Annotated in this window: 26 protein-coding genes and 1 pseudogene; 16 read left to right on the top strand and 11 right to left on the bottom strand. The window is 67.9% G+C overall.

The window, feature by feature from the left end; genetic code table 11:
• The first annotated feature begins 440 nt into the window (after nt 1–440).
• From fxsT to ACFVYA_RS29705, 3 genes are all read left to right on the top strand, one after another.
• Nucleotides 441–2,987 (top strand): FxSxx-COOH system tetratricopeptide repeat protein, encoded by a 2,547-nt coding sequence (gene fxsT, locus ACFVYA_RS29715; protein WP_387049638.1) that lies wholly within the window; start codon nt 441–443, stop codon nt 2,985–2,987.
• Between the two features lie 179 nt (nt 2,988–3,166).
• Nucleotides 3,167–5,476, top strand: coding sequence for a P-loop NTPase fold protein (locus ACFVYA_RS29710; RefSeq protein WP_387049637.1), 2,310 nt, complete (start codon nt 3,167–3,169; stop codon nt 5,474–5,476).
• A gap of 669 nt (nt 5,477–6,145) precedes the next feature.
• Nucleotides 6,146–6,646, top strand: a complete 501-nt coding sequence (locus tag ACFVYA_RS29705; protein WP_387049635.1) for a hypothetical protein — start codon at nt 6,146–6,148, stop codon at nt 6,644–6,646.
• A 6-nt stretch (nt 6,647–6,652) separates the two neighbouring features.
• Here ACFVYA_RS29705 and ACFVYA_RS29700 read toward each other — a convergent pair whose 3' ends face one another.
• Nucleotides 6,653–7,252: a TetR/AcrR family transcriptional regulator gene (locus tag ACFVYA_RS29700; RefSeq protein WP_387049633.1), complete on the bottom strand. Its 600-nt coding sequence runs from the start codon at nt 7,250–7,252 to the stop codon at nt 6,653–6,655.
• 247 nt (nt 7,253–7,499) lie between these two features.
• Here ACFVYA_RS29700 and ACFVYA_RS29695 point away from each other — a divergent pair, with 247 nt between their 5' ends.
• Nucleotides 7,500–7,919 (top strand): DUF2871 domain-containing protein, encoded by a 420-nt coding sequence (locus ACFVYA_RS29695; RefSeq protein WP_387049631.1) that lies wholly within the window; start codon nt 7,500–7,502, stop codon nt 7,917–7,919.
• Nucleotides 7,920–7,932: 13 nt separating this feature from the next.
• Here ACFVYA_RS29695 and ACFVYA_RS29690 read toward each other — a convergent pair whose 3' ends face one another.
• The gene (locus tag ACFVYA_RS29690) at nt 7,933–8,844 is read right to left on the bottom strand and encodes a LysR family transcriptional regulator (protein WP_387049629.1); all 912 of its coding nucleotides are present in this window, start codon (nt 8,842–8,844) and stop codon (nt 7,933–7,935) included.
• Nucleotides 8,845–8,974: 130 nt separating this feature from the next.
• On the opposite strand from ACFVYA_RS29690, the gene ACFVYA_RS29685 reads away from it, so the two are divergent.
• The 4 genes from ACFVYA_RS29685 to ACFVYA_RS29670 all read left to right on the top strand — a co-directional run bounded on the left by ACFVYA_RS29685 (nt 8,975) and on the right by ACFVYA_RS29670 (nt 11,696).
• Nucleotides 8,975–9,556, top strand: a complete 582-nt coding sequence (locus tag ACFVYA_RS29685; protein WP_387049628.1) for a dihydrofolate reductase family protein — start codon at nt 8,975–8,977, stop codon at nt 9,554–9,556.
• A gap of 60 nt (nt 9,557–9,616) precedes the next feature.
• On the top strand, nt 9,617–10,258 hold the full coding sequence (locus ACFVYA_RS29680) for a Type 1 glutamine amidotransferase-like domain-containing protein (RefSeq protein ID WP_387049626.1): 642 nt from the start codon (nt 9,617–9,619) through the stop codon (nt 10,256–10,258).
• A 22-nt stretch (nt 10,259–10,280) separates the two neighbouring features.
• Nucleotides 10,281–10,724 carry a carboxymuconolactone decarboxylase family protein gene (locus ACFVYA_RS29675; protein WP_285993702.1) on the top strand — a complete coding sequence of 148 codons (444 nt, stop codon included), beginning with the start codon at nt 10,281–10,283 and terminating at the stop codon, nt 10,722–10,724.
• A 66-nt stretch (nt 10,725–10,790) separates the two neighbouring features.
• On the top strand, nt 10,791–11,696 hold the full coding sequence (locus tag ACFVYA_RS29670; RefSeq protein ID WP_387049623.1) for an NAD-dependent epimerase/dehydratase family protein: 906 nt from the start codon (nt 10,791–10,793) through the stop codon (nt 11,694–11,696).
• Between the two features lie 675 nt (nt 11,697–12,371).
• On the opposite strand, the gene ACFVYA_RS29665 is transcribed toward ACFVYA_RS29670, so the two are convergent.
• Together ACFVYA_RS29665 and ACFVYA_RS29660 are read right to left on the bottom strand one after the other, a co-directional pair.
• Nucleotides 12,372–13,019, bottom strand: a complete 648-nt coding sequence (locus tag ACFVYA_RS29665; RefSeq protein ID WP_387049621.1) for a response regulator — start codon at nt 13,017–13,019, stop codon at nt 12,372–12,374.
• Complete coding sequence (locus ACFVYA_RS29660) at nt 13,016–14,164, bottom strand: sensor histidine kinase (RefSeq protein ID WP_387049619.1); 1,149 nt, start codon at nt 14,162–14,164, stop codon at nt 13,016–13,018. Before ACFVYA_RS29660 ends, ACFVYA_RS29665 begins: the two co-directional genes overlap by 4 nt.
• 131 nt (nt 14,165–14,295) lie before the next feature.
• On the opposite strand from ACFVYA_RS29660, the gene ACFVYA_RS29655 reads away from it, so the two are divergent.
• The 4 genes from ACFVYA_RS29655 to ACFVYA_RS29640 all read left to right on the top strand — a co-directional run bounded on the left by ACFVYA_RS29655 (nt 14,296) and on the right by ACFVYA_RS29640 (nt 17,898).
• Complete coding sequence (locus tag ACFVYA_RS29655; protein ID WP_387049617.1) at nt 14,296–15,207, top strand: ABC transporter ATP-binding protein; 912 nt, start codon at nt 14,296–14,298, stop codon at nt 15,205–15,207.
• Nucleotides 15,204–16,013, top strand: coding sequence for an ABC transporter permease (locus ACFVYA_RS29650; protein ID WP_387049615.1), 810 nt, complete (start codon nt 15,204–15,206; stop codon nt 16,011–16,013). The genes ACFVYA_RS29655 and ACFVYA_RS29650 overlap by 4 nt, the downstream gene beginning before the upstream one ends.
• Nucleotides 16,014–16,028: 15 nt before the next feature.
• A complete protein-coding gene (locus tag ACFVYA_RS29645) occupies nt 16,029–17,216 on the top strand; it encodes an alpha/beta hydrolase family protein (RefSeq protein ID WP_387049613.1) in 1,188 nt (395 codons plus the stop codon).
• A 178-nt stretch (nt 17,217–17,394) separates the two neighbouring features.
• The gene (locus tag ACFVYA_RS29640) at nt 17,395–17,898 is read left to right on the top strand and encodes a GNAT family N-acetyltransferase (protein WP_387049612.1); all 504 of its coding nucleotides are present in this window, start codon (nt 17,395–17,397) and stop codon (nt 17,896–17,898) included.
• Nucleotides 17,899–18,323: 425 nt separating this feature from the next.
• On the opposite strand, the gene ACFVYA_RS29635 is transcribed toward ACFVYA_RS29640, so the two are convergent.
• The 3 genes and pseudogenes from ACFVYA_RS29635 to ACFVYA_RS29625 all read right to left on the bottom strand — a co-directional run bounded on the left by ACFVYA_RS29635 (nt 18,324) and on the right by ACFVYA_RS29625 (nt 18,945).
• Nucleotides 18,324–18,494: a hypothetical protein gene (locus ACFVYA_RS29635; protein WP_387049649.1), complete on the bottom strand. Its 171-nt coding sequence runs from the start codon at nt 18,492–18,494 to the stop codon at nt 18,324–18,326.
• Between the two features lie 31 nt (nt 18,495–18,525).
• Nucleotides 18,526–18,732 (bottom strand): annotated as a pseudogene (locus ACFVYA_RS29630) (GNAT family N-acetyltransferase); the annotation flags it as partial.
• Nucleotides 18,733–18,753: 21 nt separating this feature from the next.
• The gene (locus ACFVYA_RS29625) at nt 18,754–18,945 is read right to left on the bottom strand and encodes a hypothetical protein (protein WP_387049610.1); all 192 of its coding nucleotides are present in this window, start codon (nt 18,943–18,945) and stop codon (nt 18,754–18,756) included.
• 74 nt (nt 18,946–19,019) lie between these two features.
• Between ACFVYA_RS29625 and ACFVYA_RS29620 the strand changes: the two genes are divergently transcribed.
• Entirely contained in the window at nt 19,020–19,442 is a 423-nt protein-coding gene (locus ACFVYA_RS29620) for a helix-turn-helix transcriptional regulator (protein ID WP_387049609.1), read from the top strand.
• 8 nt (nt 19,443–19,450) lie between these two features.
• Here ACFVYA_RS29620 and ACFVYA_RS29615 read toward each other — a convergent pair whose 3' ends face one another.
• The 4 genes from ACFVYA_RS29615 to ACFVYA_RS29600 form a co-directional block, all read right to left on the bottom strand.
• Entirely contained in the window at nt 19,451–20,026 is a 576-nt protein-coding gene (locus ACFVYA_RS29615) for a DUF3558 domain-containing protein (RefSeq protein ID WP_387049607.1), read from the bottom strand.
• 29 nt (nt 20,027–20,055) lie between these two features.
• Complete coding sequence (locus tag ACFVYA_RS29610) at nt 20,056–20,565, bottom strand: WXG100 family type VII secretion target (protein ID WP_387049605.1); 510 nt, start codon at nt 20,563–20,565, stop codon at nt 20,056–20,058.
• Between the two features lie 179 nt (nt 20,566–20,744).
• Entirely contained in the window at nt 20,745–21,038 is a 294-nt protein-coding gene (locus tag ACFVYA_RS29605) for a hypothetical protein (RefSeq protein WP_387049604.1), read from the bottom strand.
• Nucleotides 21,039–21,108: 70 nt separating this feature from the next.
• Entirely contained in the window at nt 21,109–21,252 is a 144-nt protein-coding gene (locus ACFVYA_RS29600) for a hypothetical protein (RefSeq protein ID WP_387049602.1), read from the bottom strand.
• A gap of 789 nt (nt 21,253–22,041) precedes the next feature.
• Here ACFVYA_RS29600 and ACFVYA_RS29595 point away from each other — a divergent pair.
• The 3 genes from ACFVYA_RS29595 (at nt 22,042) to ACFVYA_RS29585 (ending at nt 22,924) form a co-directional block, all read left to right on the top strand.
• On the top strand, nt 22,042–22,287 hold the full coding sequence (locus tag ACFVYA_RS29595; protein ID WP_387049601.1) for a hypothetical protein: 246 nt from the start codon (nt 22,042–22,044) through the stop codon (nt 22,285–22,287).
• A 108-nt stretch (nt 22,288–22,395) separates the two neighbouring features.
• The gene (locus tag ACFVYA_RS29590; protein WP_387049599.1) at nt 22,396–22,530 is read left to right on the top strand and encodes a hypothetical protein; all 135 of its coding nucleotides are present in this window, start codon (nt 22,396–22,398) and stop codon (nt 22,528–22,530) included.
• 40 nt (nt 22,531–22,570) lie between these two features.
• On the top strand, nt 22,571–22,924 hold the full coding sequence (locus ACFVYA_RS29585) for a hypothetical protein (RefSeq protein WP_387049598.1): 354 nt from the start codon (nt 22,571–22,573) through the stop codon (nt 22,922–22,924).
• The last annotated feature ends 49 nt before the right edge of the window (nt 22,925–22,973 follow it).

Genomic DNA, 22,973 nt, shown 5'->3' with positions numbered 1-22,973 from the left:
CGCGCTGCAGCCGGGGGCTACGCCAGCGGTAGGTCACCTGCGCCAACCACTCGATAGCGTCAGTCAACTGTCCGCTCACGGCCTCGTCTGCGACCGTCGTCAGCGGCCAGGCCGACGTCGCCCGTGCTGGTGGTGATCCGCTCAATCAGTTTGAACGAGGTTGTCGCTTCATCGAAGCACCTCGCTGCGGATCTGGCCGCCCTTCCGTCGTGTCTGTGCCGCAGCATCGAGCCATAACGCTTCGGTGGTCATCAGCTGTTCCCTTCAGTAATTGAGGCCGACCAGGCTGGGCGGCTGGTGACAACGATCATCGAGCAGAACCGCGCTGATGCGCGGGTCCGGAGAACTCCGGAGTTTCCGGACGACTGGGCCTCGTTGAGCTACATTTTTGATAGTCGGTTTCCGGATGACTCCGGAGCGTCGCAGGCCGAGGAGGCGGGTTGGGGGAGCGCGCGCCACAGGAGCGGTTCGTCGAGCGGCTGAAGCGGGTGCGTGCGGCAGCGGGTGGACCGAGTCAGGCGGATCTGCTGAAAGCCGACCAGGCTCGGGAGCACCCAGGGCTGACCAGGTCATCGCTTTCGGATCTGCTCAATGGCAAGTTCACCAGGTCGCCGCCGTGGGAACGCGTCGAGGCCTTCGCGACTGCGTGCGTCCAGACTGCTCGGGACCGCGGGATCCACCTGCCGCTGGTGCAGGTGGTGCAGCGTCTGCGGCTTGACCACGACATCCTGACCGAGCAACTGGCCGATCCCAGTACACCGATGGCGGAAGACCGGGTGCCACAGGATGGGCCGTGCGAGGCGCGGCCGCGGCGCCGTTTCGGGGCGGTGCCGCCGCGAGCCGGCAGTTTCCAGCAACGCGCGGTCGCTCGGGTGCTGGACGACTCTGTCGGGGGTGTAGACGCGACGGTGCTCGCTGGCGCTATGGCGACCTCGGCGATTGCGTTGATCGGGCTCGGCGGGGTGGGCAAGACGCAGCTGGCCGCCGACTACGCCCACACGCAGTGGGAGGAGGGTCGGGTAGATCTTTTGATGTGGATCTCCGCTGGCGGCCGGGACGCCATTACCTCGGCCTACATCGATGTTGCCGTTGAGCTTCTCGGTCAGAACCCCACCCAGCCTGAGCGGGCGTGGCGGCGGCTGTTGGAATGGTTCGCCGAGACCAGCACCCGGTGGCTGATCGTGATCGACGATCTCCAGGCCCCGGCAGACCTGTCCGGGCTGTGGCCGCCGTACTCGCCGAACGGCCGGGTGGTGGTGACTACCCGGTGCCGCGACGCCGCTCTGCAGGGCGACCGGCGCCGCATCGTTGACGTCGAGCTGTTCACACCTGACGAGGCCTTGGCCTACCTCGCCGAGAAGCTCCCCGGCCGAGCTCGAAGGGACACCGGGATCGCCGAACTCGCCGGACTCGCTGACGACCTCGGGTATCTGCCGTTGGCGTTGGCACAGGCCGCCGCCTACCTGATCAACAAGCCGCTTCTCAACTGCAGGGACTACCGCGCGAAGATTGCGGACCGGCGAACCACGCTGGAAGAGCTGCTGCCGGCGGCGAAGCACCTGCCAGACGAGCATGACCGGACAGTGGCCGCGACCTGGGCGTTGTCGACAGAGGCTGCCGACCGGCTCGAACCCGTTGGCGCCGCACGGCCCGTGCTGGAACTGGTGTCATTACTCGATCCCGCCGGCGTCCCCATGGCGGTCTTTACCGCCGATGTCATAGTCCAGTACCTCGCCTCCCGGTTGGAGCGGGAGGTCGCAACAGCAGACGTAGTCGGAGGCCTCGAGTGTCTGCAACGATTCAGCCTGATCACCCTTGAACCTGGCCAAGCTCACCGCACGGTGCGCGTGCACGCGCTGGTCCAGCGCGTCGTCCGGGACACACTTCCATTCGGCGATTTCGCCGCCCTCGCCCGCAGTGCTGCGGACGCATTGCAGCACGCCTGGGGTGATTTTGATGTCGACCAAGACCTCATGCTGGCGCTGCGGTCGAACACCGCCGCACTGCAGGACATAGCTGGCGAATACCTGTGGCAGCCTCACCCTCACTCAGTGCTGCTTCTTCTCGCGCGAAGCCTCGGAAACGCCGGGTTGCTCAGGTCAAGTATCTCGCTTGCCGGCGAGCTGTATCACCGGGCGTTGATCCAGTGTGGGCCGGACCATCGTGACACCCTCTCAGCTCGCCGTTTTTGCGCCGTCTCTTCTGGTATGCGTGGGGATGCGGCTGGTGCAGTGGCTGCACTCGAAGAGTTGCTCGTCGACTCCCTGCGGGTTTTGGGCCCCGGCGACCTCGACACGCTTCGCACACGCAGTGTTCTTGCCAACTGGAAGGGGACGTCCGGAGATGTGGTGGATGCGATTGCCGCGTTCGAGCAGTTGGTTCCGGATCTAGAGCAGGTCATGGGACCAGACCACCGCGAGACCCTCGTTGCACGTCACAACCTCGCCGCCAAGCGCGAGACTGCCGGGGATGTGGCTGGCGCGACCACCGCACTTGAACAGTTGGTTCCGCACCTAGAGCGCGTTTTGAGGCCGAACCACCGCCTGACCCTCGCCTCCCGCCAGGACCTCGCCATCTTGAGAGGCCGGGCAGGAGACGCCGCGGGCGCGGTGGCGGCACTTGAAGAATTGGTAGCCGACTACGATCGTGTCCTTGGGCCTGACCACCCCGACACCCTGTCCAGCCGGGCCGACCTTGCTCACTGGCGCGGCGAGGCCGGAGACGCGGCGGACGCGGTGACCAGGCTCCAGCAGCTGCTTGCTGATACTCGAAAGGTTCTGGGGTCCGATCATCTCCACACGCTCACCATCCGCACGGCCCTCGCTTCGTGGTTGAGGAAGGCTGGCGACACCGCTGGTGCCGAAGCCGAGTTTGAGCAGGTTTTCGACGATTACGTGCGCGTCCTCGGGCCCGAGCACCCCGAGACCCTTGCCGCCGGCGAAAATATTGCCCCGTCGCGCGGCTGCGCTTCCGAAACCAACCCCTGACCTAGTCATTGGTACCTCGGCAAAGTAAGGTTCGGGCCGTTGGTCTGGACGCTGCACCGACAGCGTTTATGGCGTAAGCGGCCCTTGGTCACCTCCGGATAACGGCGGCGTTCGGCCAACAGGGCGCACCTGCTCCGGAACTGGCGCCCGGCACCGAACGGGGTTGGCACCATGTCACGATGAGCGATGAACCGCCCAGAGATCTCGGCCCCAGTCTGCTCCAGGAGTGGAACGTCACGACGTCGGACGACTTCGAGTTGTGGACGGCGGCCCTCGCGCTCGAAGTCATGCTGGACGACGCCCTCGCCGACCCTGATCTACGAGCGACGTTGCGTGGCGAGGGGCTTCGCGTCGAAGACGCGAAAGCGGCTGTCCTGAGCAGCGAGTCCACTCTCGCTCGCGTGCGGATGGCACAGGACGAGTACGCCCGGCGTCCCCACGCCGAGCCGAGCCGACCGAGGATCCGGTCTCTCGGTCCGGCCAAGATCCTCTGGTTGGGCGTCGCGGTCGGAATGACCGCGGGCTATCTCTCATGTTTCGTCTACAGCTATTCCGCGCTGTCGTGGCTTCTTGCAATCATGGGCGTCGTCGGCCTGGTCGGAGTCGTCGGAATGTCCGGCCGGATTGTGCTGCAGCGCGTTCCGGAGCTCTTCCCGATCACCAGCGCAGGCGAGCTGGGCCGCATCGTCCCGCACGAGGACCTCGTCGGCCTCGGCAGCCGGCTTGCCGACGTCCAGGCCGAGATTGTCGTGCCGGCGATCCGGGAGTTCATCCGGCGCAATCGCAAGCTAACGTTCGGGACCAAACTCATCTTCCGCGAAGTCACGGGCCTCTATCAGGAAAGCGGCAGCAACATCATCCAGACGGCGGCCACGCGGCGCCTGACCCGCGTGCTCGACCGGGCCGATTCCGTCGCCGTGGCTCTGGCCGGCAACCGGGGTGTGGGGAAAACGACCGCGATCAAGTCCATCACCACCGGCCTGCACAGCAGCGGTGGCAGCCCGACGCCCTTTCTTGTGCTCGCGTCCGCCCCGGCCAACTACGAGGCCCGCGACTTCGTCCTGCATCTGCACGCCCTGCTCTGTCGCGCGGTGCTCGACAATGTCGGCCGCCCGTCGTCGCGCGGGCGTCGACGGCTCCTCCGCAGCGCCTTCGATCGGCTGACGGGGGTCGTCGCGCAGTTCGCCTTTGGCGCCGCGATCTCGATGCTGCTGTGGGGTTCGCCCGACATCGTCGCTTTCGGACGAGAGATCGCTGACCTGCTTCGCCGCACCTTGGACACTCTGCCCGGCAGTCTTTCCCAGCTCCCGGACAGCCAGCACCCGGCGCGCATCGCCGCTCTGGTCATTTTGGCTCTCGTTCCGCTCCGTGTCTTCGCCGTGTTGGTCACCGCTGCTGTCCGCGCTTGGTACAAGGCCGCCCGCGACCGCACCTCGCCCGGCATCACCGCACTCCGGAAACAGGCCAAGAAACAACTCGATCAGATCCGCTTCCTGCAGACCTACACCACCGGCTGGTCCGGCAAGCTGAGCATGCCCCTTAAGGGCGAAGCAGGCCGGACCTGGTCCACCCAGCGCGCCGAGCAACAGCTCACTCATCCCGAGGTGGTCGACAAGTTCCGGGAATTCGCCACGTCGACCGCGCGGCAGCTCGAGCAGGAGAAGCTCGCCGGCCTGGTCGTCGTCGCGATCGACGAACTCGACAAGATCGGTGAACCGGAGAAGGCCCACCAGTTCATCAACGACATCAAGGCCATCTTCGATGTTCCGGGATGCCTGTTCTTCGTATCCGTCTCCGACGACGCGGTCCTCAACTTCGAGAAACGCGGGCTCGCGGTGCGCGACGCCTTCGACAGCGCGTTTACCGAGATGATCCGCGTCGAGCACTTCACCCTCGAGGAAAGCTGCCTATGGATCACGCTGCGGCTGCCGGACCTCCCCGAACAGTTCGGGTACCTGTGCCACTGCCTGTCCGGCGGGCTGCCGCGCGATCTCCGGCGCTACGCCATCGAAATGGTCGACATCGCCAACGAGATTTACCACCCGACCTTGGATACTGTCACCCGAGCCTTGATCGACAACGAGCTGCGCAGCAAAGCGCACGCCCTGGCCAGCATGGCCGACATGCTTCCGCCGACCGACGAGGTGACGCGGCTCTCGGCGGCGCTCCTGCACCTCAAGGAAGTCGACCAGTCACTTCAGCTGGTCGAGTTCGCCCACCGCATGCTCGACCCAGTGGGCGACGGCGATCCGGACAATCCGGTCGAGCGACTGCGCCAGCACGCCGCGTGTTTCGCGCTGCTGTGCGCGACAGTGCTCGACGTCTTCACCGACGATCTGAACGAGGTCGACCTCGACCCGGACCTCCACCTCATCGCCGTGGCCCGGCAGCGCATGGTTGTTCACCCCAAGTTCGCCATGGAGACCATTCGCGCGGTCCGCAAGTCGCTGGACCTCGATCTCGCCGGGCCTGCCGAGCCGCCCGGCTGACCACCGGTGGCGTAAGCACACTTCCGGGGCGCGGCGCCTCGCTCGAGCGGCAGTACAGCTGGCTAGCTTGGCCTCAGGTGACACTCGTCGACATCGTCTTCCGGCGGACTTGTAGTCAGGTGGTCAGGCCGTCCACCTCCTGGTGGAGCGCCCGTAGCGCGCAACGCGGATGGCGTCGTTGGGACTGCGGGGCTGGCGCGCGGCGGCCTGGCTGTTGAACTAGGGGCGATTTAAGGGCGAAATTGCAGGTCGCACGAGGACGACTGACGTCGACTTAGGGCATGAGCGATTGCAAACATCCCAGCTAGACCGACTGACGTCGACTCGAAACCACTCGAACCAATAATCCGGAGGGTTCTTGGTTCGAGTCCAAGCGGGGGAGCAGAGGCCCAGGTCATTGACCTGGGCCTTCTTTGCGTTTTGGGTCGGGGCGGTTTTAGTGTCTATCTTGACGATCGTCCAACGGTGGCCTGCCCAGCTGCCGCTGCTGTCCGGGTGACGCTGTCTGCTGGCTCTAATGGCCGTCGGCAGGGCTTCGCGGGCGCGGCTTCGCGGTGCAGTAGCGCCTCCGGTGCGTCGCTGGCCGGCTGCATCGGTGGTGCCCATCATGTTCTTCAGCGACGCCGTGCGAACGTCGGGCGTGCAGGTCCGTCAGCCAGGCATGATCCGTTGCCGTTTTACACCTCACCGGGCGACCTCATCGCGGCATGGAGTGCGTTCACAGAAGTCATCGAACGCGTGACAGCATTGAGCATCGAACGGCATCGCCACACCGACGTGGACGCAGGCCAGCTCGGGATGGGGTTTGTGGATGTATGTGGTGACCGAGCTCGTCGAGGTGGGCGCGGCCTTGGCCGATCCCGCCATCGGACGCCAGACCCCATCTTGGTGGATGCGAACCACGTCGGCATCTGCAGCGCAACGTCCTTCCGCGTCAGCTACATCCATCCATACCGTACGCATCGACGAGTGGTTGCAGCGTTGCTACTCGCGGCAGCACGGACAGGATGCCGCCGGGGCCAGGCTGAAGCGGCGATCGGCCTGCCCGCCCTGTTCGAGCCGTTCCCGAACATGACCCTCGCGACCTCGCCGGATGCCTTGGGGTACCTCGATTCCTTCCTCTCCAGCGGACATCGCACGCTGCTGCCGGTCCTGCTGAACGCGGACTGACCCCACTTACCGTTCCTCGGCCGCGGGGGCTTGCCCTGGAGCCGGGGAGATCAGGGTGTTCACGATGGTGTCGGTGTAGTCGCTGGTGATCGGCTCGCCGGTCACCAGCAGCCGGTACCAGAGCGGGGCGACCAGCATGTCGTCGTAGAGCGCGGGGTCGCCGGCGGCCAGCTGCCCGGCTTCCTGTGCCTTGACGAGCCGGGCCCGGTTGATCGCGGCCAGCGCGGTGTGGACCTTGCCCTGGATCATGGCGGCGAGTTCCGCGTCGAGCTGGGCCGAGCCGATCACGCCCGAGATGATCTGGCCGTGCCGTTCGTCGGCGAAGACCTCGGCGAGGGTGCGCAGCCAGGTGCGCAGGTCGGCGTCGATGTCACCGGTGTCGGGATAGAGGAAGAACCGCTCGCCCAGCCGGTCCATCAGGGCGTCCAGGAACAGCGCCCCCTTTGACGGCCACCAGCGGTAGACCGTCGGTTTGCCCACTTTCGCCCGCGTGGCGACCGCCTCCATGGTCACCGCGGCGTAGCCGCGCTCGGCGCAGAGGTCGACGGCGGCTTGCAGGATCTCGTCGCGGGAGCGTGCGGTCCGGCCGGCGGGTGGGGTGCTCACCGCGATCACTCTACCCAACTACAAAACGTTCTGTTACGTTCTGCCGGGGCATAACGTTACGTAACGTTTTGAAGAGAAGAGGCGACCGTGACCCTCAGGAACGTCAACACCGTCCTGGCCACGGTGGGGGCCTGTTCATCGCCTGCACGCCGCTCGGCGACATGATCACCGTGCCGGCCCACGACGGATCGTCGGCCGCCGCGTTCGGAGTCAATTCCCGTCACCCTTTCCCGGAAAGAGCAAAGTAATGTCCAAATCCTATTACGCGGCACACATCTACATGATCCTCGGAGTGGTTTCCGGCTTGTACTACCGGGAGTTCACCAAGCTCAACGAGTTCGACGGGCCAACCCAGCTCGCGCTCATCCACACGCACCTGCTCGCGCTGGGCATGCTGGGCTTCCTCATCGTCCTGGCGCTCGACAAGCTGTTCCAGCTTTCCGGGACCAGGCTGTTCACCCTTTTCTTCTGGTTCTACAACGCGGGCATCGCCGTCTCGGTCGCCATGATGTTCGTCCACGGCACTCAGACGGTTCTCGGCCTCTCCGTGCCTATGGCCGTCTCCTTGACCGCCGGGCTCGGCCACATCCTGCTCACGGTCGGGCTGATCCTGCTGTTCGTCCTCCTCGGCAAACGCCTCAAGAAGACCGTTCAGCCCGCAGCATGAGCACGGCGGCCCGTCAGTGGCGGATGGCGAGATAGACCCGGGCGGCAACGTCCTGGGCGGCCTGGTTGAAGGCGTGGATCTGGGGTGCGGTGTTGGTGCGCAGCCAGGTCGGCGCCCATTCCAGGGGTGGCGCGTCGCTGATCGGGAGATACACGACGCCGGGCCGCGCGTAGAACCGTGACACCTGCGCGCCCATCACGAAAGCGCCTTCCCCTGCGCCGATCAATGCCAGGGCTTCCTGGAGTGTTTCGAAGCGTGGGCCCGGTTCGATCGGGTCGCCGCCGGGTGTGCGGTCCGGCGTGCGATCCGCGCGCCAGTAAGCCGGGAACGCTTCAGCCACTTGCAGCATTTTGACCGCGGCGAGATCTTCCAGCGAAACGGTGTCGCGGCGGGCGAGCGGATGCCGGACGGACACCCCCAGCACCCGCGGCTCCGAGAACAGGACCTCGCCGGTGACCATGTCGGGTTCGTCGTGCGGCAGGCTCACGACCAGCAGGTCGGTATCGCCCGCGCGCAGCCGCTGTAGGCCGTCGACGATCTGCACTTCCCTCGGCTGGGCCCGCCAGCCGGGGTGACGCCGGTCGAACAGCTGGGCCCCCTGGACCATGAGCTGTCCCGCCGCGGCGCCGAGGAAACCGACCCGCAGCACACCGTGGACACCGCGCGCGGCGTCGGTCGCCCTCCGGAGCCCGGCTTCGATCAGGTCGTAGGCGGGGCGCAGATCGTCGTACAACCGTTGCCCCGCTTCGGTGAAGGCGACATGGCGGCTGGTGCGTTCGAACAGCGGCGTCCCGATCTGGCGTTCGAGCTTCTTGATCGTCTGGCTGATCCGCGCGGTGGTCACGTGCAGGCGGTCGGCAGTGCGGCCGAAGTGCAACTCCTCGCCGACGGTCAGGAACGCTTCCAGTTCAAGCCGCTCCAGCACATGCGCCTCCGGACGTTAAACCCACCTTAATGACTGTTGCACTATGTCACCTTGTTGGCGGATCAGGCCCCCGAAAGACTGAATGAGACAACATCACTCGGTGTCACCGACTCTCACTCAAGGACTCTCTGTGGGCAAGATCGTTTCGCTCGTCTACCTGTCGCTGGACGGGGTGATGGAGAAGCCGACCTGGACCGGGCCGTATTTCAGCGCCGAGCACGCCAAGTTCGCCTACGGTCAGTTGTTCTCCAGTGACGCACTGCTGCTGGGCCGCGTCACCTACGAGGGCATGGCCGCCGCCTGGCCGCACATGGAGGGGTCCGACGGCGACTTCGCCGTCCGGATGAACGCCCTCCCCAAGTACGTCGTGTCGACCACCCTGGAAACCGCCGAGTGGAACAACACCACCGTCGTGCGAGGCGATCTGGCCGCCGAGATCCTCGAGCTCAAGGCGCGCTACGCCGGCGACATCCTCATCTACGCCAGCGGAGTCCTGGTGAACTCCCTGATCGAGCTCGGCCTTCTCGACGAACTGAAACTCTGGCTGCATCCCGTGATCGTCGGATGCGGCAAACGCCTGTTCCGCGCGGGCATCGATTCGACCTCCTGGCGTCTCGCGACGACGGCGGCCTTCAGCTCCGGAACGATGATCCTGGACTACCGGCCTCACCCGCCGAGGCCCGGTCTCTCGGACTCCGTTCCGTCTTCATGATCACCGAAGCCGGGCGCACCGTCTCCGCCTGATCCTTCCCCTTCTCACGAGAGCAGGCCCATGCGTTTGTTCCTTTCCTCCTGGAAACTCGGGGACGCCCCCGAACTTCTGGACGACCTCGCCGGCGACGTCCGGACCGCGGCCGTCATCGGCAACGCGCTGGACGCCCTCCCGGGTCCGGCGAGACGGCAGGCCACCGGCCGCGAGGTTGCACTGCTTCGCGACCGTGGCTACTCAGTGTCCGAAGTGGACTTACGTGACCATTTCGGTGCTTCGAAAGGACTCGCGGAGCGCTTGTCCGGCTTCGGGGTCATCTGGGTCCACGGCGGCAACCCGTTCGTCCTGCGGCTGGCGATGGCCCTCAGCGGCGCCGACGGGATCCTGCCCGGCCTGCTCCGGCGCGACGCCGTCGTCTACGCGGGCTGGAGCGCGGGCGCCTGCGTCCTGTCGCCCAGCCTCCACGGCCTCGAACTCGTCGACGACCCCGCGGACACCGTCACCGCCTACGACCTGCCGGCGATCTGGGAAGGGCTCGGTCTCTTGGACTACGCCTTCGTCCCCCACTACCGCTCTCCGATCCCCGAGAGCGAGCCCATCGAGCGCGTCGTCGAGCGCTACGACCGCGAAGGAGTTCCGTACCGCACCCTCCGCGACGGCGAGGTCACCATCATCGACCGGCCGTCGACCCCCGCGAACCGCTGACACCCCAACGAAAGAGAGAACCATGAACGCCGTACGACTCCCCGTCGACAAGCTGGCACCGCACATCAACCGCGCGCTCAACTCGCTCGACGCGGCCTCCCGCAAGGTCAGCCTGGAGCCCGCGCTGCTGGAACTGGTGCGAGCGCGCGCTTCCCAGCTCAACGGCTGCGCCTACTGCGTCGACATGCACACCAAGGACGCGCGTACCGGTGGTGAGACCGAGCAGCGGCTCTACGCGCTGCCCGTGTGGCGCGAGACGCCGTTCTTCACCGACCGTGAACGGGCGGCACTCGAGCTGACCGAGGCGGCGACCCGGCTCGTCGACGGCCCCGTCACCGACGAGGTGTTCGGCCGGGCGGCCGCCGAGTTCACCGAGGTCGAGCTCGCCGAGCTGATCTGGACCATCACCGTGATCAACGCCTGGAACCGGCTCGGCGCCACCGCCCGGCCCTGGCCGCTGGACTGACGGCCTCCCTTCTCCCACCTCACCACAGCCATACGCGCGAACGCGTCTACCGGATCGGAACATCACATGCGCGTCTTCATCACCGGGACCACCGGCTACATCGGGGGTTCGGTCGCCGATCTGCTCCTGCGCTCAGGACATCGGGTCGACGGTCTCGTCCGTAGCGAGGACAAGGCTCGCGAGCTGGAGCGGCGCGGCATCAACCCCGTCATCGGCACGCTCGACGACGCCGCACTGCTCACCGCGCGCGCCCGCGAGGCCGACGCCGTCGTCAACGCCGCCAGCAGCGATCACCGGGGCGCGGTCGAGGCGCTCGTCGAAGGGCTGGCCGGCACCGGCCGTCCGCTGGTGCACACGAGCGGGTCCACCGTCGTCAGCACCGACTCACGCGGTGCCGTCGCCGACGAGGTGTACACCGAGGAGGTCATCGCCCCCGGCTCTGGCTGGAGACCCATCGAAAAGAAGGTCGCCCGTGTCGCACTCGACCGGTTCGTCCTGGACGCGGCGAGCCGCGAGGTGCGCTCGGTGGTGCTGTGCAACTCCCTCATCTACGGGCACGGCCGGGGCATGTCCCGCGACAGCCTGCAAGTCCCCGTCCTCGCCAGGCAGGCCCGCGAAAGCGGGGTCGCCCGGTATGTCGGGGAGGGCCGCAACATCTGGTCGACCGTGCACATCGACGACCTGACCGACCTCTACCTCCGTGCGCTCACCGACGCTCCGGCCGGATCGTTCTACTTCGTCGAAAACGGCGAAGCGTCTTTCCGCGACATCGCGGCCGCGATCGCCCGGAAGTTCGGTCTCGGTCCCGCCGAGGCGTGGGACACCGACGATGCCGTGGCCCACTGGGGAGAAGAACTCACCTTGTACGTTCTCGCCTCCAACAGCCGGATCCGAGGCCGCGCCTCCGCCGGACTCGGCTGGCGTCCGGCGCACGCCTCCGTCTTGGACTGGATCCAGGACGAGCTCGACTAACGCGTCGCGCGGGTGGTTTCCGGGGCGGTGTGGATCACGACATCCGCACCGCCCCGGAGCCGCCCTCGAACAGCTACTCCTCCGGGCGTACGCCGGAAAGCGTCCCGCGACGACGCAGTGCGACGAGCCGTTCACGCCGTCTCCGGCGCTCGACGAGACTGAGCGCGATAAGCCCCAGCCGGTCGCCGATGCCGCGGTGAGTAGTGCCTCGAATTGCAGGTGTGACAGGCAGAGGGTTGGTGACTCGTTGGGCACCATCGGGCGCCGGACGTACTCCGCAGGCGAGTGCTCGAGCACGGCGTCGATGACGCAGGTGCGGTAAATGCCGGTGACCACGGACATCCTGCGCGATACCGTGGAGGGCTTACATCGTCGCACCTCCTGGGGCGAGGTCGCGTTCACCGCACCAGGTCAAGAAGATCTGCAGGTCCGACTCCGAATGCGTCCGCGAGACGCCCGTATAGCGTCCGAGGTACGCCGTAGCTGCCAGTCGTAACATCGTTTCGTCCAGCGCTGAGGGCTCCGTGACCTCTCATGCTGGGCAAGAGCACACCAGGCGCAATGCAGCGCGAGCGCGCCATACGCGCTCTTCCTGCCCAGCTGTGCTCGTTGCGCGCGACCTGCGGCATCAGCGGACGTTGGTATTGGAACCTGGGAACATCGCAGACCTGGCTGTCACGGGGTCGGGGTCATGAGGCCGGCTTCGTAGGCGGTGATGACGAGCTGGACCCGGTCACGGGCGGCGAGTTTGGTGAGCAGGTTGGCGACGTGGGCTTTGGCGGTGCCGTGGCTGATGTGCAGGTGTGTGGCGATCTCGTGGTTGGACAGGCCGCGGGCCACCAGGACCAGCACCTGGTGTTCTCGTTCGGTGACGGCGTCGAGCTTGCGTGGGGGCGAGGTGGGTTGGGGGCGTGCGGCGAACTCCTCGATGAGCCGGCGGGTGACGGTCGGTGCGATCAGGGCGTTCCCCGCGGCGACCACGCGGACGGCGGTGAGGATGTCGTCCAGTGCCATGTCCTTGACGAGGAACCCGCTCGCTCCGGCGCGCAGGGCGGCGTAGACGTTGTTGTCGTCGTCGAACGTGGTGAGGATGACGACGCGGGATTCGGCGGTGATCATCCGGGTGGCTTCGATACCGTTCATGCCGGGCATGCGGATGTCCATGACGACCACTTCCGGGCGCAGGTCCCTGGTCAGCTGGACCGCCTCGGTCCCGGTGCCGGCTTCTCCGACGACCTCGATGTCGGGTGTGCCGGTGACGACCATGCACAGGCCGGCGCGGATCAGCGGCTGGTCGTCGGCGAGTACGACCCGGATCGTCATCCTGCCTCCCGTGGCAACGGTAGCCGAGCGGTCACCCGGAAGCCGCCCTCGGCTCGGGGGCCCGCGCTGAAGTGGCCGCCGAGGAGGGCGACGCGTTCGCGCATCCCGGGAATGCCGTAGCCGGTTTCTCCTGGCGTGGTGCCGGTTCCCTCGTCGACGATCTCGATGCGCAGTTCGTCGTCGGAGTAGTCGATCAGCACCTGGCAGTGGTCGGTGTCGGCGTGGCGGGCCACGTTGGTCACCGATTCCTGGATGATCCGGAACGCGGACTGGTCGAGGGTGGCGGCTAGCGGGCGACGCCGCCCGTGCCACCGCACGTCGACGTGGACATCGGCGGCCACCGCCATCTCGGTCAGCCGATCCACATCGGACAGTCCGGTTGACCGGGTGTCCCGCAGTGCGCCGAGTACGTGCCGCAACTCCTTGAGGGTGTCGCGGCTGGTCGCTTCGATGGCGGTCAGCGCGGTCTTCGCGTCGTCGGGCCGGGTGTCGATCACCCGCCGGGCCGCGCCGGACTGGAAGGCGATGACGCCGATGCTGTGGGCGACCATGTCGTGCAGTTCGCGGGCGATGCGCAGCCGCTCGGCCGTGGCCGCCTCGGCGGCGGCGTGGGTGTGCAGGACGGCCGCGTGCTCGCGGCGCTGCCGGATCGTGGTCCCGGTGATCCAGGCGAGCAGGACGAACAGGGCGATCAGGACCGTGAGCCCGACCATGCCCACGGCCAGCGCCCTGCTCTTCCCGCCGCCGGTCCACAGGTCCAGCTGCCACACCGCTTCCTGCACGGCAAGGGTGACGATCGCGGCGGTGACGCCGGCGCGACGGGAAGCCGTCGCCGTGATCAGGCCGACCAGAACGTCCGCGGCGAGCACGAGCGGCCAGATCTGCCCGGTGCGTGCGTGCAGCGCGGTGGCCACGACCATGCCGGTCAGGAGGGCGGCGAGCACGGGGGACGGCCGTCGGCGGACCCAGCCCAGCGGCAGGGCGAGCACCAGCGCCGCGACCCACTGCTGCCAGGCCGCGGGCGTCTGTTCGTGCGCCGGTTCCGGACCCGACCCCAGGGCGCCGTAGAGCACCACGGCGAAGCCGCACACCGTGAGCGCCGCCCACGCAAGGGGTGGCAGCCGGCGCGGCGGATCATCGGGCACACCCCGATCGTGCCACCCGCGACCGAACCCCGGCATCGGTCTCCAGGCCTAGGCCCACAGGCCGATCGGCCGATGCGGATCTGGCCCGCGGCGGGATGTCCTGCCCGCACGGTCGGCGGAATCTTGATCACGTGATCGAAGTCAACGGACTGACCAAACGCTACGGCGACGTCCTCGCTGTGAAAGACCTGACCTTCACGGTGCGACCGGGGCACGTCACGGGATTCCTCGGCCCGAACGGCGCCGGCAAGAGCACCACGCTGCGGATGATCCTCGGCCTGAACCGGCCGACCAGTGGGACCGCCACCGTGGACGGCCGGCCGTTCACCGCCGTCGGTACCGGCTTGCGCCATGTCGGTGCGCTCCTCGACGCGAACGACGTGCACGGCGGCCGCAGCGCGGCGGCGCATCTGTCCGCGCTGGCGCGCACCAACGGCCTGCCGAAGCGGCGCGTGGGCGAGGTGCTGGACGAGGTGGGGCTCGCCGGGGTGGCACGCCGCCGGGTCGGCGGGTTCTCCCTCGGGATGCGGCAGCGGCTGGGCATCGCCACGGCCCTGCTGGGCGATCCGCCGGTGCTGCTGTTCGACGAGCCGGTCAACGGATTGGACCCGGAGGGGGTGCGCTGGGTGCGGGACCTGTTCCGGTCGCTCGCCGCGCAGGGGCGCACGGTTCTGGTCTCCAGCCACCTGATGAGCGAGATGGAGCACACCGCGGATCGGCTCGTGGTCATCGGCCGGGGCGAGCTGATCGCGGAAGAGACCGTCGCCGAGTTCGCCGCGCGCGGCACCGGCGCACTGGTCTCGGTGCGAACGCCCGCCGCGACGGAACTCGCCCGGGTCCTCACCCACGCCGGCGCCTCCGTCGCACCCGACGGGGCCGGGGCGCTGTCGGTGACCGGGATGAGCGCGGCCCGGATCGGTGAGGTCGCGTTCGGACACGGGATCGTGCTGCACGAACTCGCCACCCGTACCGCGTCGCTGGAGCAGGCGTTCATGGAGCTCACCGCCGACCGCGTCGAGTACCTGGCCGGTGAGCGCCGATGACCACGATCACTACCCCCGCCCGGTTCCCCGACCTGATCGCCGCCGAGTGGATCAAACTGTGGTCGCTGCGCTCGACCCGCTGGCTGCTCGGGATCGGCGCGGTCGTGCTGATCGGGCTTTCCGTGCACGGCAGCGCCGGCACCTACGCCGACTGGCCGACCTACACCCCACGCGAACGCGCCGGGTACGACCCCATGACGGAGATCCTCGACACCGCGACCGCCGCCCTGCTCTTGATCGGCGCCGGCAGCGTGGGCGCCCTGACCATCGTCGGCGAGTACGCCACCGGCCTGATCCGCCCCACCCTCGCCGCGGTCCCCACGCGCCACCGCTTGGCGGCCGCGAAGCTGACGCTCGTCGCGGGTGTCATGCTCGCCTTCGGCGCACTCGTCGTGCTGGTGTCGTTCGCCGCGAGCCAGGCCATCCTGTCCGGCCGCCAACTCGACGTTTCCCTCACCGATCCCGGCGTCCTGCGCGTCCTCGCCGCCGACACGCTGCTCGCCCCGATCGCCGCACTGGCCGGCATGGGACTCGGTGCCCTGCTGCGGCACACCGCTGCCACCGTCGTCGCGGTGTGTGCGGTGCTGGTCGTCGTGCCGTCGTTCTTCAAACCCACCGTCTACCAGTGGGCCAACGACCTCTACGCCACTGTTCCGCTTTACGTGTGGCGCAACTGCCTGTCCCAGCTGCACCCCCGCGTCAGCGACGCACTACCCACCATTTCCGGCTCCTGGGCCGTGTTCGTGCTCTGGCCGCTGATCGCGGCCCTGCTCACCGTGTTCGCCGTCCACCGCCGCGACGTGTGACCTGAAAGGACAGTGATGAAGCGTCTTCTCGCGCTCGTCATGTGCCTCACCGTGCTGATGCCATCCACCGCGTCGGCGACTCCCGCCACGGTCCATTCAGGACTGCCGCGCCCCACCGGCCGGTACGCGGTCGGCCGGGACGTGCTCGAGTTGGTCGACCACCACCGCACCGACCCCTGGGTCCCCGAAGCCGGCGCCCGGCAGCTGATGGTCTCGATGTATTACCCCGCACGACCCGGTACCGGCCGGCCCGCGTCGTACATGACACGGGCGGAAGCCCAGCTGCTGCTCGAGCGCAAAGCCCCGGACGCGACGGCGCCACCCGAGGTCATCAGCGGCTTGCCCGTCCACGCCCGCGCCGACGCACGTCCGGCACCCGGGCCGTTCCCGCTGGTTGTGCTCTCACCGGGCCTCACCCTGCCCAGAGCCACCCTCACCAGCCTCGCCGAAGACCTGACCAGCCACGGCTACGTGGTCGCGCTGGTCGACCACACCTACGAGTCCTCCGGGACGACCTTCCCCGACGGACGCACCCTGACCTGTGCCATCTGCGACCAACCACCGGAGGGCGGCCCCGCCGCCATCGCCGCCAGCCGGGCACGGGACATCTCGTTCGTGCTCGACCAGGTCACCGGTCACCACACCGGCTGGCGATACGCCAAGCTGATCGATCCCGGACGGATCGGCTTGGCCGGCCACTCCATCGGCGGCGCTGCGAGCGCCACCGCGATGGTCGCCGACCCCCGCATCCGCGCCGGAGTGAACATGGACGGCACGTTCCCCGCAGCAGTCCCGCCCACCGGCCTCGGCGGCCGTGCCTTCCTGCTGCTCGGCACCCGGGCCGACCACGCTCCCGGTCGCGACCACACCTGGGACCGCGACTGGCCCAACCTCGACGGCTGGAAACGCTGGCTCACCGTCGCCGGCGCCCAGCACGGCAGCTTCACCGACACCCCTATCCTGGAAAACCTGCTCGGCGTGCCCGACTCGGCCGAACTCCCCGCCCAGCGGGCCGCCGAGATCACCCGCACCTACGTCACCGCCTTCTTCGACCTGCACTTGAAATGCACACCCCAGCCCGTCCTGGACGGCGTCTCGGCGAACAATCCCGAAGTCGCCTTCGAACAACCCTTACCGGCACCGCGCATCGGCTACGAGCGTCATCACGGTGACGCCAGCGCTGCGGCAGGGCGTTCCCGGTAACCAGGTCGACGACCCCACGCACAGTTTGGACGCGTATCTGATGCGAGCCTTCCGCGATCACGTGCCTTCAGCCGGCCTGCTGACCCAGGCGGGCTTCGCGCACTGATACCGCACGCCCACCGTGTGCGCATGGGAGATTGTTTTCATGACAGCTGGAGGGACCGCAGGACGTGAGGTCATGCTCGAGACCGATCGTCTACTGCTTCGACCGTGGCGGGTGACCGAGGCTGCCGTGCAGCGCGAGCTGTGGACCGAACGTGACCCGCGAGTGCCGCCGCATCGGCGGATCGATGCTGGTGGGCGTCCGACCGTTGCCGAGCTCGAGGAGGCGATTCGCGCCGGCCGGTCGGCGTCGTTCGGGTTGCTGGCGGTCGAGCGGGAGGCCGTCGGCGACGTCATCGGCTACTGCGGGCTGACCGACCGCGGGCGGGGCTTCGAGGGAGAACCTGAGCTGGCGTTCGAGCTGCTGCGCCGGACCTGGGGGCGTGGCTATGCGACCGAAGCCGCGATGGCTGTTTTGGACTGGGCCAGGTCGGCTGGGTACGGACGTTTGTGGGCCATGGTGTGGGAGTGGAACACTGCCTCCCGCCGTGTGCTGGAGAAGCTCGGATTCACCGAAACCGAACGTGAGCAGGTGGACGCGGTCCACGGAACCTCCTTGGTCACCACCAAGCGGCTGTAGCACGGTCGGTGACTCGCCGGACGTATACCCGACCAGCGGCATGACAGCGCGTTACGGACAGTGATTTGACATTTAACGGCCTGAAGGGCCGGAGCGACTGGTCACCACGCTGACATCTCGGCGAGACCGGTCCGGGGACCGCGGAATCTGCGGAGGTATGGGTTGACCGGGCTCTCTGGGGCGCGGCGACGATCGGCACGTCGATAGCGGCGGGGGACAGCGCCGCCGTTCGGTGCGTCGGCGGTGAAGTTCCGGCGGACCAGGTCGTCATGCACCGGCGGCCCGGCTTTTGGAGGGGCCCTTCGTCGTGATGTGCAGTGAGAAGATCTGCTGCATGGAGCAGATCCGCCATCCCCGATTCTCCGACGCGGTGAGGCCGCACCGGGCGAGTGAGCCCGGCTGGTCCGTCCCCTCGGCGGCGTTCGTCACCGATCTCGAAGCTCTGACCGGCTGAGGTCGAGCCGCATCAGCCACCGGATCCGGCCGTCGACGCGAGCTTGTGTCCGCTCCATCCGGTGGAAGCCGGCCTCCTCGAACAACGCGGTCGTGCCCGCGTGCGCGGCGCTCGGGCCGATCCGCGCCCCCTCGGTGTCCACGGGGTAGCCCCTCCACGGCTGGCGCGTCGTGCGAGCGCGCATAGCCGACCGCCCCGTCCAGCAAGGCTTTCGCCACCCCGCGCCCCCGGAACGGCGACGCGACGACGAAACAGACGATGCTCCACACCGGCTGGTCGTCGAGCGCGGGGATCGTCCGTGACCGCTTCAGCCGCTCGAACCGCGACCGCGGCGAGACTCCGCACCACCCGGCCGGCGTGTCGCCCGCATAGGCGAGCACGCCGGGCGCGGGGCGTTCGGCTCAGAGGCTCCGGGTTCGTTCGGCTCGCTGCTCACCTCGCAAGGCGCTGTACTCGGCCGGCGTGACCCGGTGGGCGAGGCACCAGCAGGCGCGCTCGGTTCCGCCGGGGTTGAGGATCACCGCCAGGTCGTCGAAGCACATGGCGTCGACAGGACGGACTTCGAACGATCGCTGGTCTGCGGGGCCGGCCATGGGATCACGTCAGGATCGTCTTCACGACAAAGCCATGTCGGCTTTCGGGATTCCGGCCGGCGGGAGGGGAGCCGATGCCCGCCTCGCCGCGCCTGGTCGGTTCCGGCCGGCACCCGGGCATGACCCAGCTGCACCAGGCGGTGCCCCTGGTCGAACGGCAGCACGCCGTGATCGAGGAGATGCGCGCGCGGGCGCCCCGCTTCGTGCCCGGCCGCGTCCTGGCCGAGCGAACGGGAACGACCGTGCGCACCGTCGAACGTGACGTCATCCGCCTGCGCGCCGCGGGCATCCCGGTCGAAGTCAAACGCGGAACCGGCGGCGGTTACCGGCTCGCCATGCTGTCCCGCGTGCCGCCGCTGACCTTCAGTCCGGGCGAGGTCGCTGCCCTCGTTGCGTCACTCGTCGCCCTCGGCCCCTACACCTCCGCCACCGCCTGCAGCGCACTGGAAAAGCTGGTCACCGCCTTTCCGGCACCGGCCACGCGCGCCCCACACTGAGACCTTGTCTAGTTTTGGTGGAGGTTGTTGACGACGGCTTCGGCCATTTTTGCGACTCCGCCGCAGCGGTCGTTGGCCCAGTAGTTGCGGGGCAGGTCTTTTCCGATGATCTCGAAGGTCAGCATCTGCTGGTCGGTGACCTGGACGGATACCGAGCAGTCGTCGGTGCTGCCGCGTTGGTGGTAGACGATGGCGGGCAGGCCTTCGATCGAGGTTTCGGTCCAGGGCTCGAACATGTCGGCTTTCCGCGCCGGTGACTCCGACAGTTCGGTCAGGGTGCGGGGGCTCTTGGCCGGTTTCGAGGCGGTGGCGTTCGCGCCGAGCGGTTCACCCCAGGTGCAGCCGTAGATGGGCGCAGTTGCTTGCCGGAACGCGCGTACCTGGTCGGGTGGATCGGCCACGACCGCGGCGGCCTGGTCTTTGGTGAGCAGGCTGCACGGGTCGGCGTCGAATCTGGTCAGGTCAAGGGGCTTGTCGACCTGGTCCAGTGGCAGCGGCGCGCCGGTCTGTGCCGGGGTCGGCGGCTGGGCAAGTATTCGTTCGGGTGCCGAAGGGCCGCAGCCGGTGAGCAGGCTTGCCGTCACGAGTAGGGCGCAGCTGAGGACTCGTGTGTTCATGCGGGAGCTGCGGTGGGGTCGATGCGCCATTGCTTCTCGTTGTCCATTCCGGAGTTGGCGGGCATCGGGGGAAGGTCGGGGAAGTCGGTTTCGCTCTGGACGATGGCGGTGGCTTGCGCGCGGAAGTTACCCAGTGTGGTGACGGCCTGGAAGAACAGCCCGTTGATAGCGGTGACGAGGGTGGCGAACGCGTCGACGATGGGAATCGCGGCGGTGGCGATCGCGACGATCGTCTTGTAGCCGAACTTGCCGAGTTCGACGGCGCAGGTGCCGATGAACTCGATGGCTTTGCTGTAGGTCTCGATCACGCAGCCGGCGATCCCGGAGAGGATCTCGGACATGCTGCCGACCACGTCCTGCTGGTCGCTGAGTGCTTTTCCGACGTGGTCGGCGTAGGTGGTGAACTGGGCGGCGGCGCGCCCGGTCCAGGTGCCGGCCACCGCCTGGACCGCGTTGTCGATGTCGTCGACGGCGTCGGCGAGGGTGTGGTTCTTCGCGAACTCCATGGCCATGTCCTGGACCTGGAAGGCGTTGCCCGCAGCTTGTTGCGGACGTCGTCGAGCAGCTGGATGATCTCGCCGCGGCCGAGCAGCTCGGCGATCCTGCGGATCTTCCCGTCGGCTTCGTCGGGATAGGGCTGCGGCGCGGCGGCCCGTGCCGGCGGGGCGGTCGGTGCGCTCACGGGTCAGCCCGTGCCCTTCTCCAGGTCGCGCAGACGCTTGAAGTCCGCTTCGTCCTGGGTGTCGTAGTAGTCGGCCGCCTTGTCCAGCGCTTCGGCGAACTGCCCCAGCTGCATGGCACCTTTGGCGGTTTTGTCGCGGATGTGGGCGATGGCTTCGGTGAACATCTCGACGACGCCGGCCTGTGTGCCCAGCATGCCCACGTCGTCGTCGCGCAGGACCACCTGCGCCAGGTCTTCCTGGCCGAACTTGATCACTTTGTCGCGCGCGGCGAACACGTCGTCGGTGGCTGCGCGCAAGGCCTGCGGGTAGACCTCGAAGCCGGAGCCGGCTGCGGCGGTGCCGAAGGGTTGGTGAAGTCGCCGTCGCTCATCGGACCTCCCGCGCGGCTTCGTCGATCATGGCCTTGCGCCGGGTGGCCGCGGCCGATTCGGCGCCTGCGATCGCGCGCAAGACGTGCCCGGCGAGGCTGGCGCCGGTTTGCCTGGCGACCGCGTCGCGAGCGAGGTCCACTGACACGAGGCTGCCCCAGGCCGTCCACGGTCACGGTGCCGAGGCCGGCGCCGATGTCGAGCACCAGCGGCATACGCAAGTCGAGCAGCTTGCCCTGGCCCGTGACCAGCCGGTCGCCCGAGCGGGCGGTGTGCCGGGCGGCAGCGAGCCGTGCGTCCAGCTCACCGGCCTGCTGCTGCATCAGCCGCAAATCCCGCCTGGGTGCCGTCATGACCGCATCACGAAGTGACGCATCCATCCCCCTGCTCCAGGTCCCGCCAATGTGACGGAACGTGCCCCTCTCGCAGCTTACTGTGCTCCGGAGACGGAGCAACCACATCCCGCGCCAACAGACCTACGTCACGCCGATCGCCGGCAGAGTGCTCCGAAACGCGTGCGTGGAACGGACGTGCTCCCGCACGGCTCCCTGCTGGCAGGTCGCCGGCAGGGACTTCGAACATCGCTGGGCGACGGTCCGGTTCGAGCACCGGTAGCTCGGTAACCACCGCTGCCGAGCTCACGACGGTGCCGTCGCGATCGACGCAGTCCACCGGCGCCGCACTGTGTAGACAGGCGCTGTCACGAACACCTCAACCGACCATGGTCCCGTCTCCGGAGTTGGATCCAGCAACACGCCCACGACCCCACCCTCAACCTGTCGCACTGAGTGTCCCCACCTGCCGGAACGACCATCTTTGGCATGAGTTGAATTCACCCGAGCGGGGTGTTTTGCACCCTGCAGCGCTTCTGGGTGTGACACAACACGAACGCCGCGCGATATCCACGTCAAAGCTGAAGGGAGCGTGGTCGATGGCGGACAGGCAGGTGCGGCTACGGCACGACGTTCGCATCGTCTCGGTCGCCGCCGGGCACACCTCCGAGGAATTCCGCTACTCCGGGATCACCATCCACTGCATCGACGACGGCGCCGTCGTCGAGCAGACCTGGATCCCGCTCGGGACAGCACCGACGTACGCCGATGACGAGGCACTGCTCACCGCCTGGCATACCGCCCTCAACTGGAGCCGCTCCCCGGCCGACACCCCGCCGACGTAACCCGCTCGACCAGGAACCCGACCGGACGGAGACGTAACGAGATCGACCTCTGGGCGGAGAACGCCGAGGCGCTGCGCGGAGGAGTTCGACCTGAGGGCGCGGTCGGGCGTGGGCAAGTCGACGCTCGCGCGGCTGCCGGCGGGCATCGCCGCACCTTCGTCGGTTTCAGTGCGGATCGGCGGCCAGGAGCCTCGTTGCCAGCGCGATCTGGACCAGTTCCTCAAGGACATGCTGAGCGTCTGAGGCCGGAGAGAACCTCTCGCAGCTCTTCGGCGGTGCGCAGGTGACGCGGCGGCCGGTGCGCCGTCGTGCCGTAGGCCTGGCAGAGCTGCCGCCGTCGCTCCCCTTCCCACCCGGCATCGCCTTCATCGTCGCGGCCGGCGTGCTGGTGCTGGTCACCGCGCGCTGGTGGTGGCATGCGGTTTTCGGTGCCTTCATCGGTCTCTGGATCGTCGGTGCCGGCAGCCTGGCCAACCAGCTGCAACCCAACCTCGTCTCGCCCAACCCCGGCACCGTGGCCGGCACTGTCGTCATGGCCACCGGCCTGGCCTTCGGCACCGTCACGGGTGTCCTCAGCATGGTCTCGGCGTTCCGCGTCCGGCGGACCGTCCGAACGACCGGCACGATCCCCACCTGACGCACGCTTCCGCGGCCGAGCGTCACACTGGAACCGATGACAACCTGGT

This window comes from Amycolatopsis sp. NPDC058278 (assembly GCF_042881395.1).
In the GTDB taxonomy this organism is placed as follows: Bacteria; Actinomycetota; Actinomycetes; order Mycobacteriales; family Pseudonocardiaceae; genus Amycolatopsis.
This window is presented reverse-complemented; position numbering and strand designations above follow the sequence as displayed.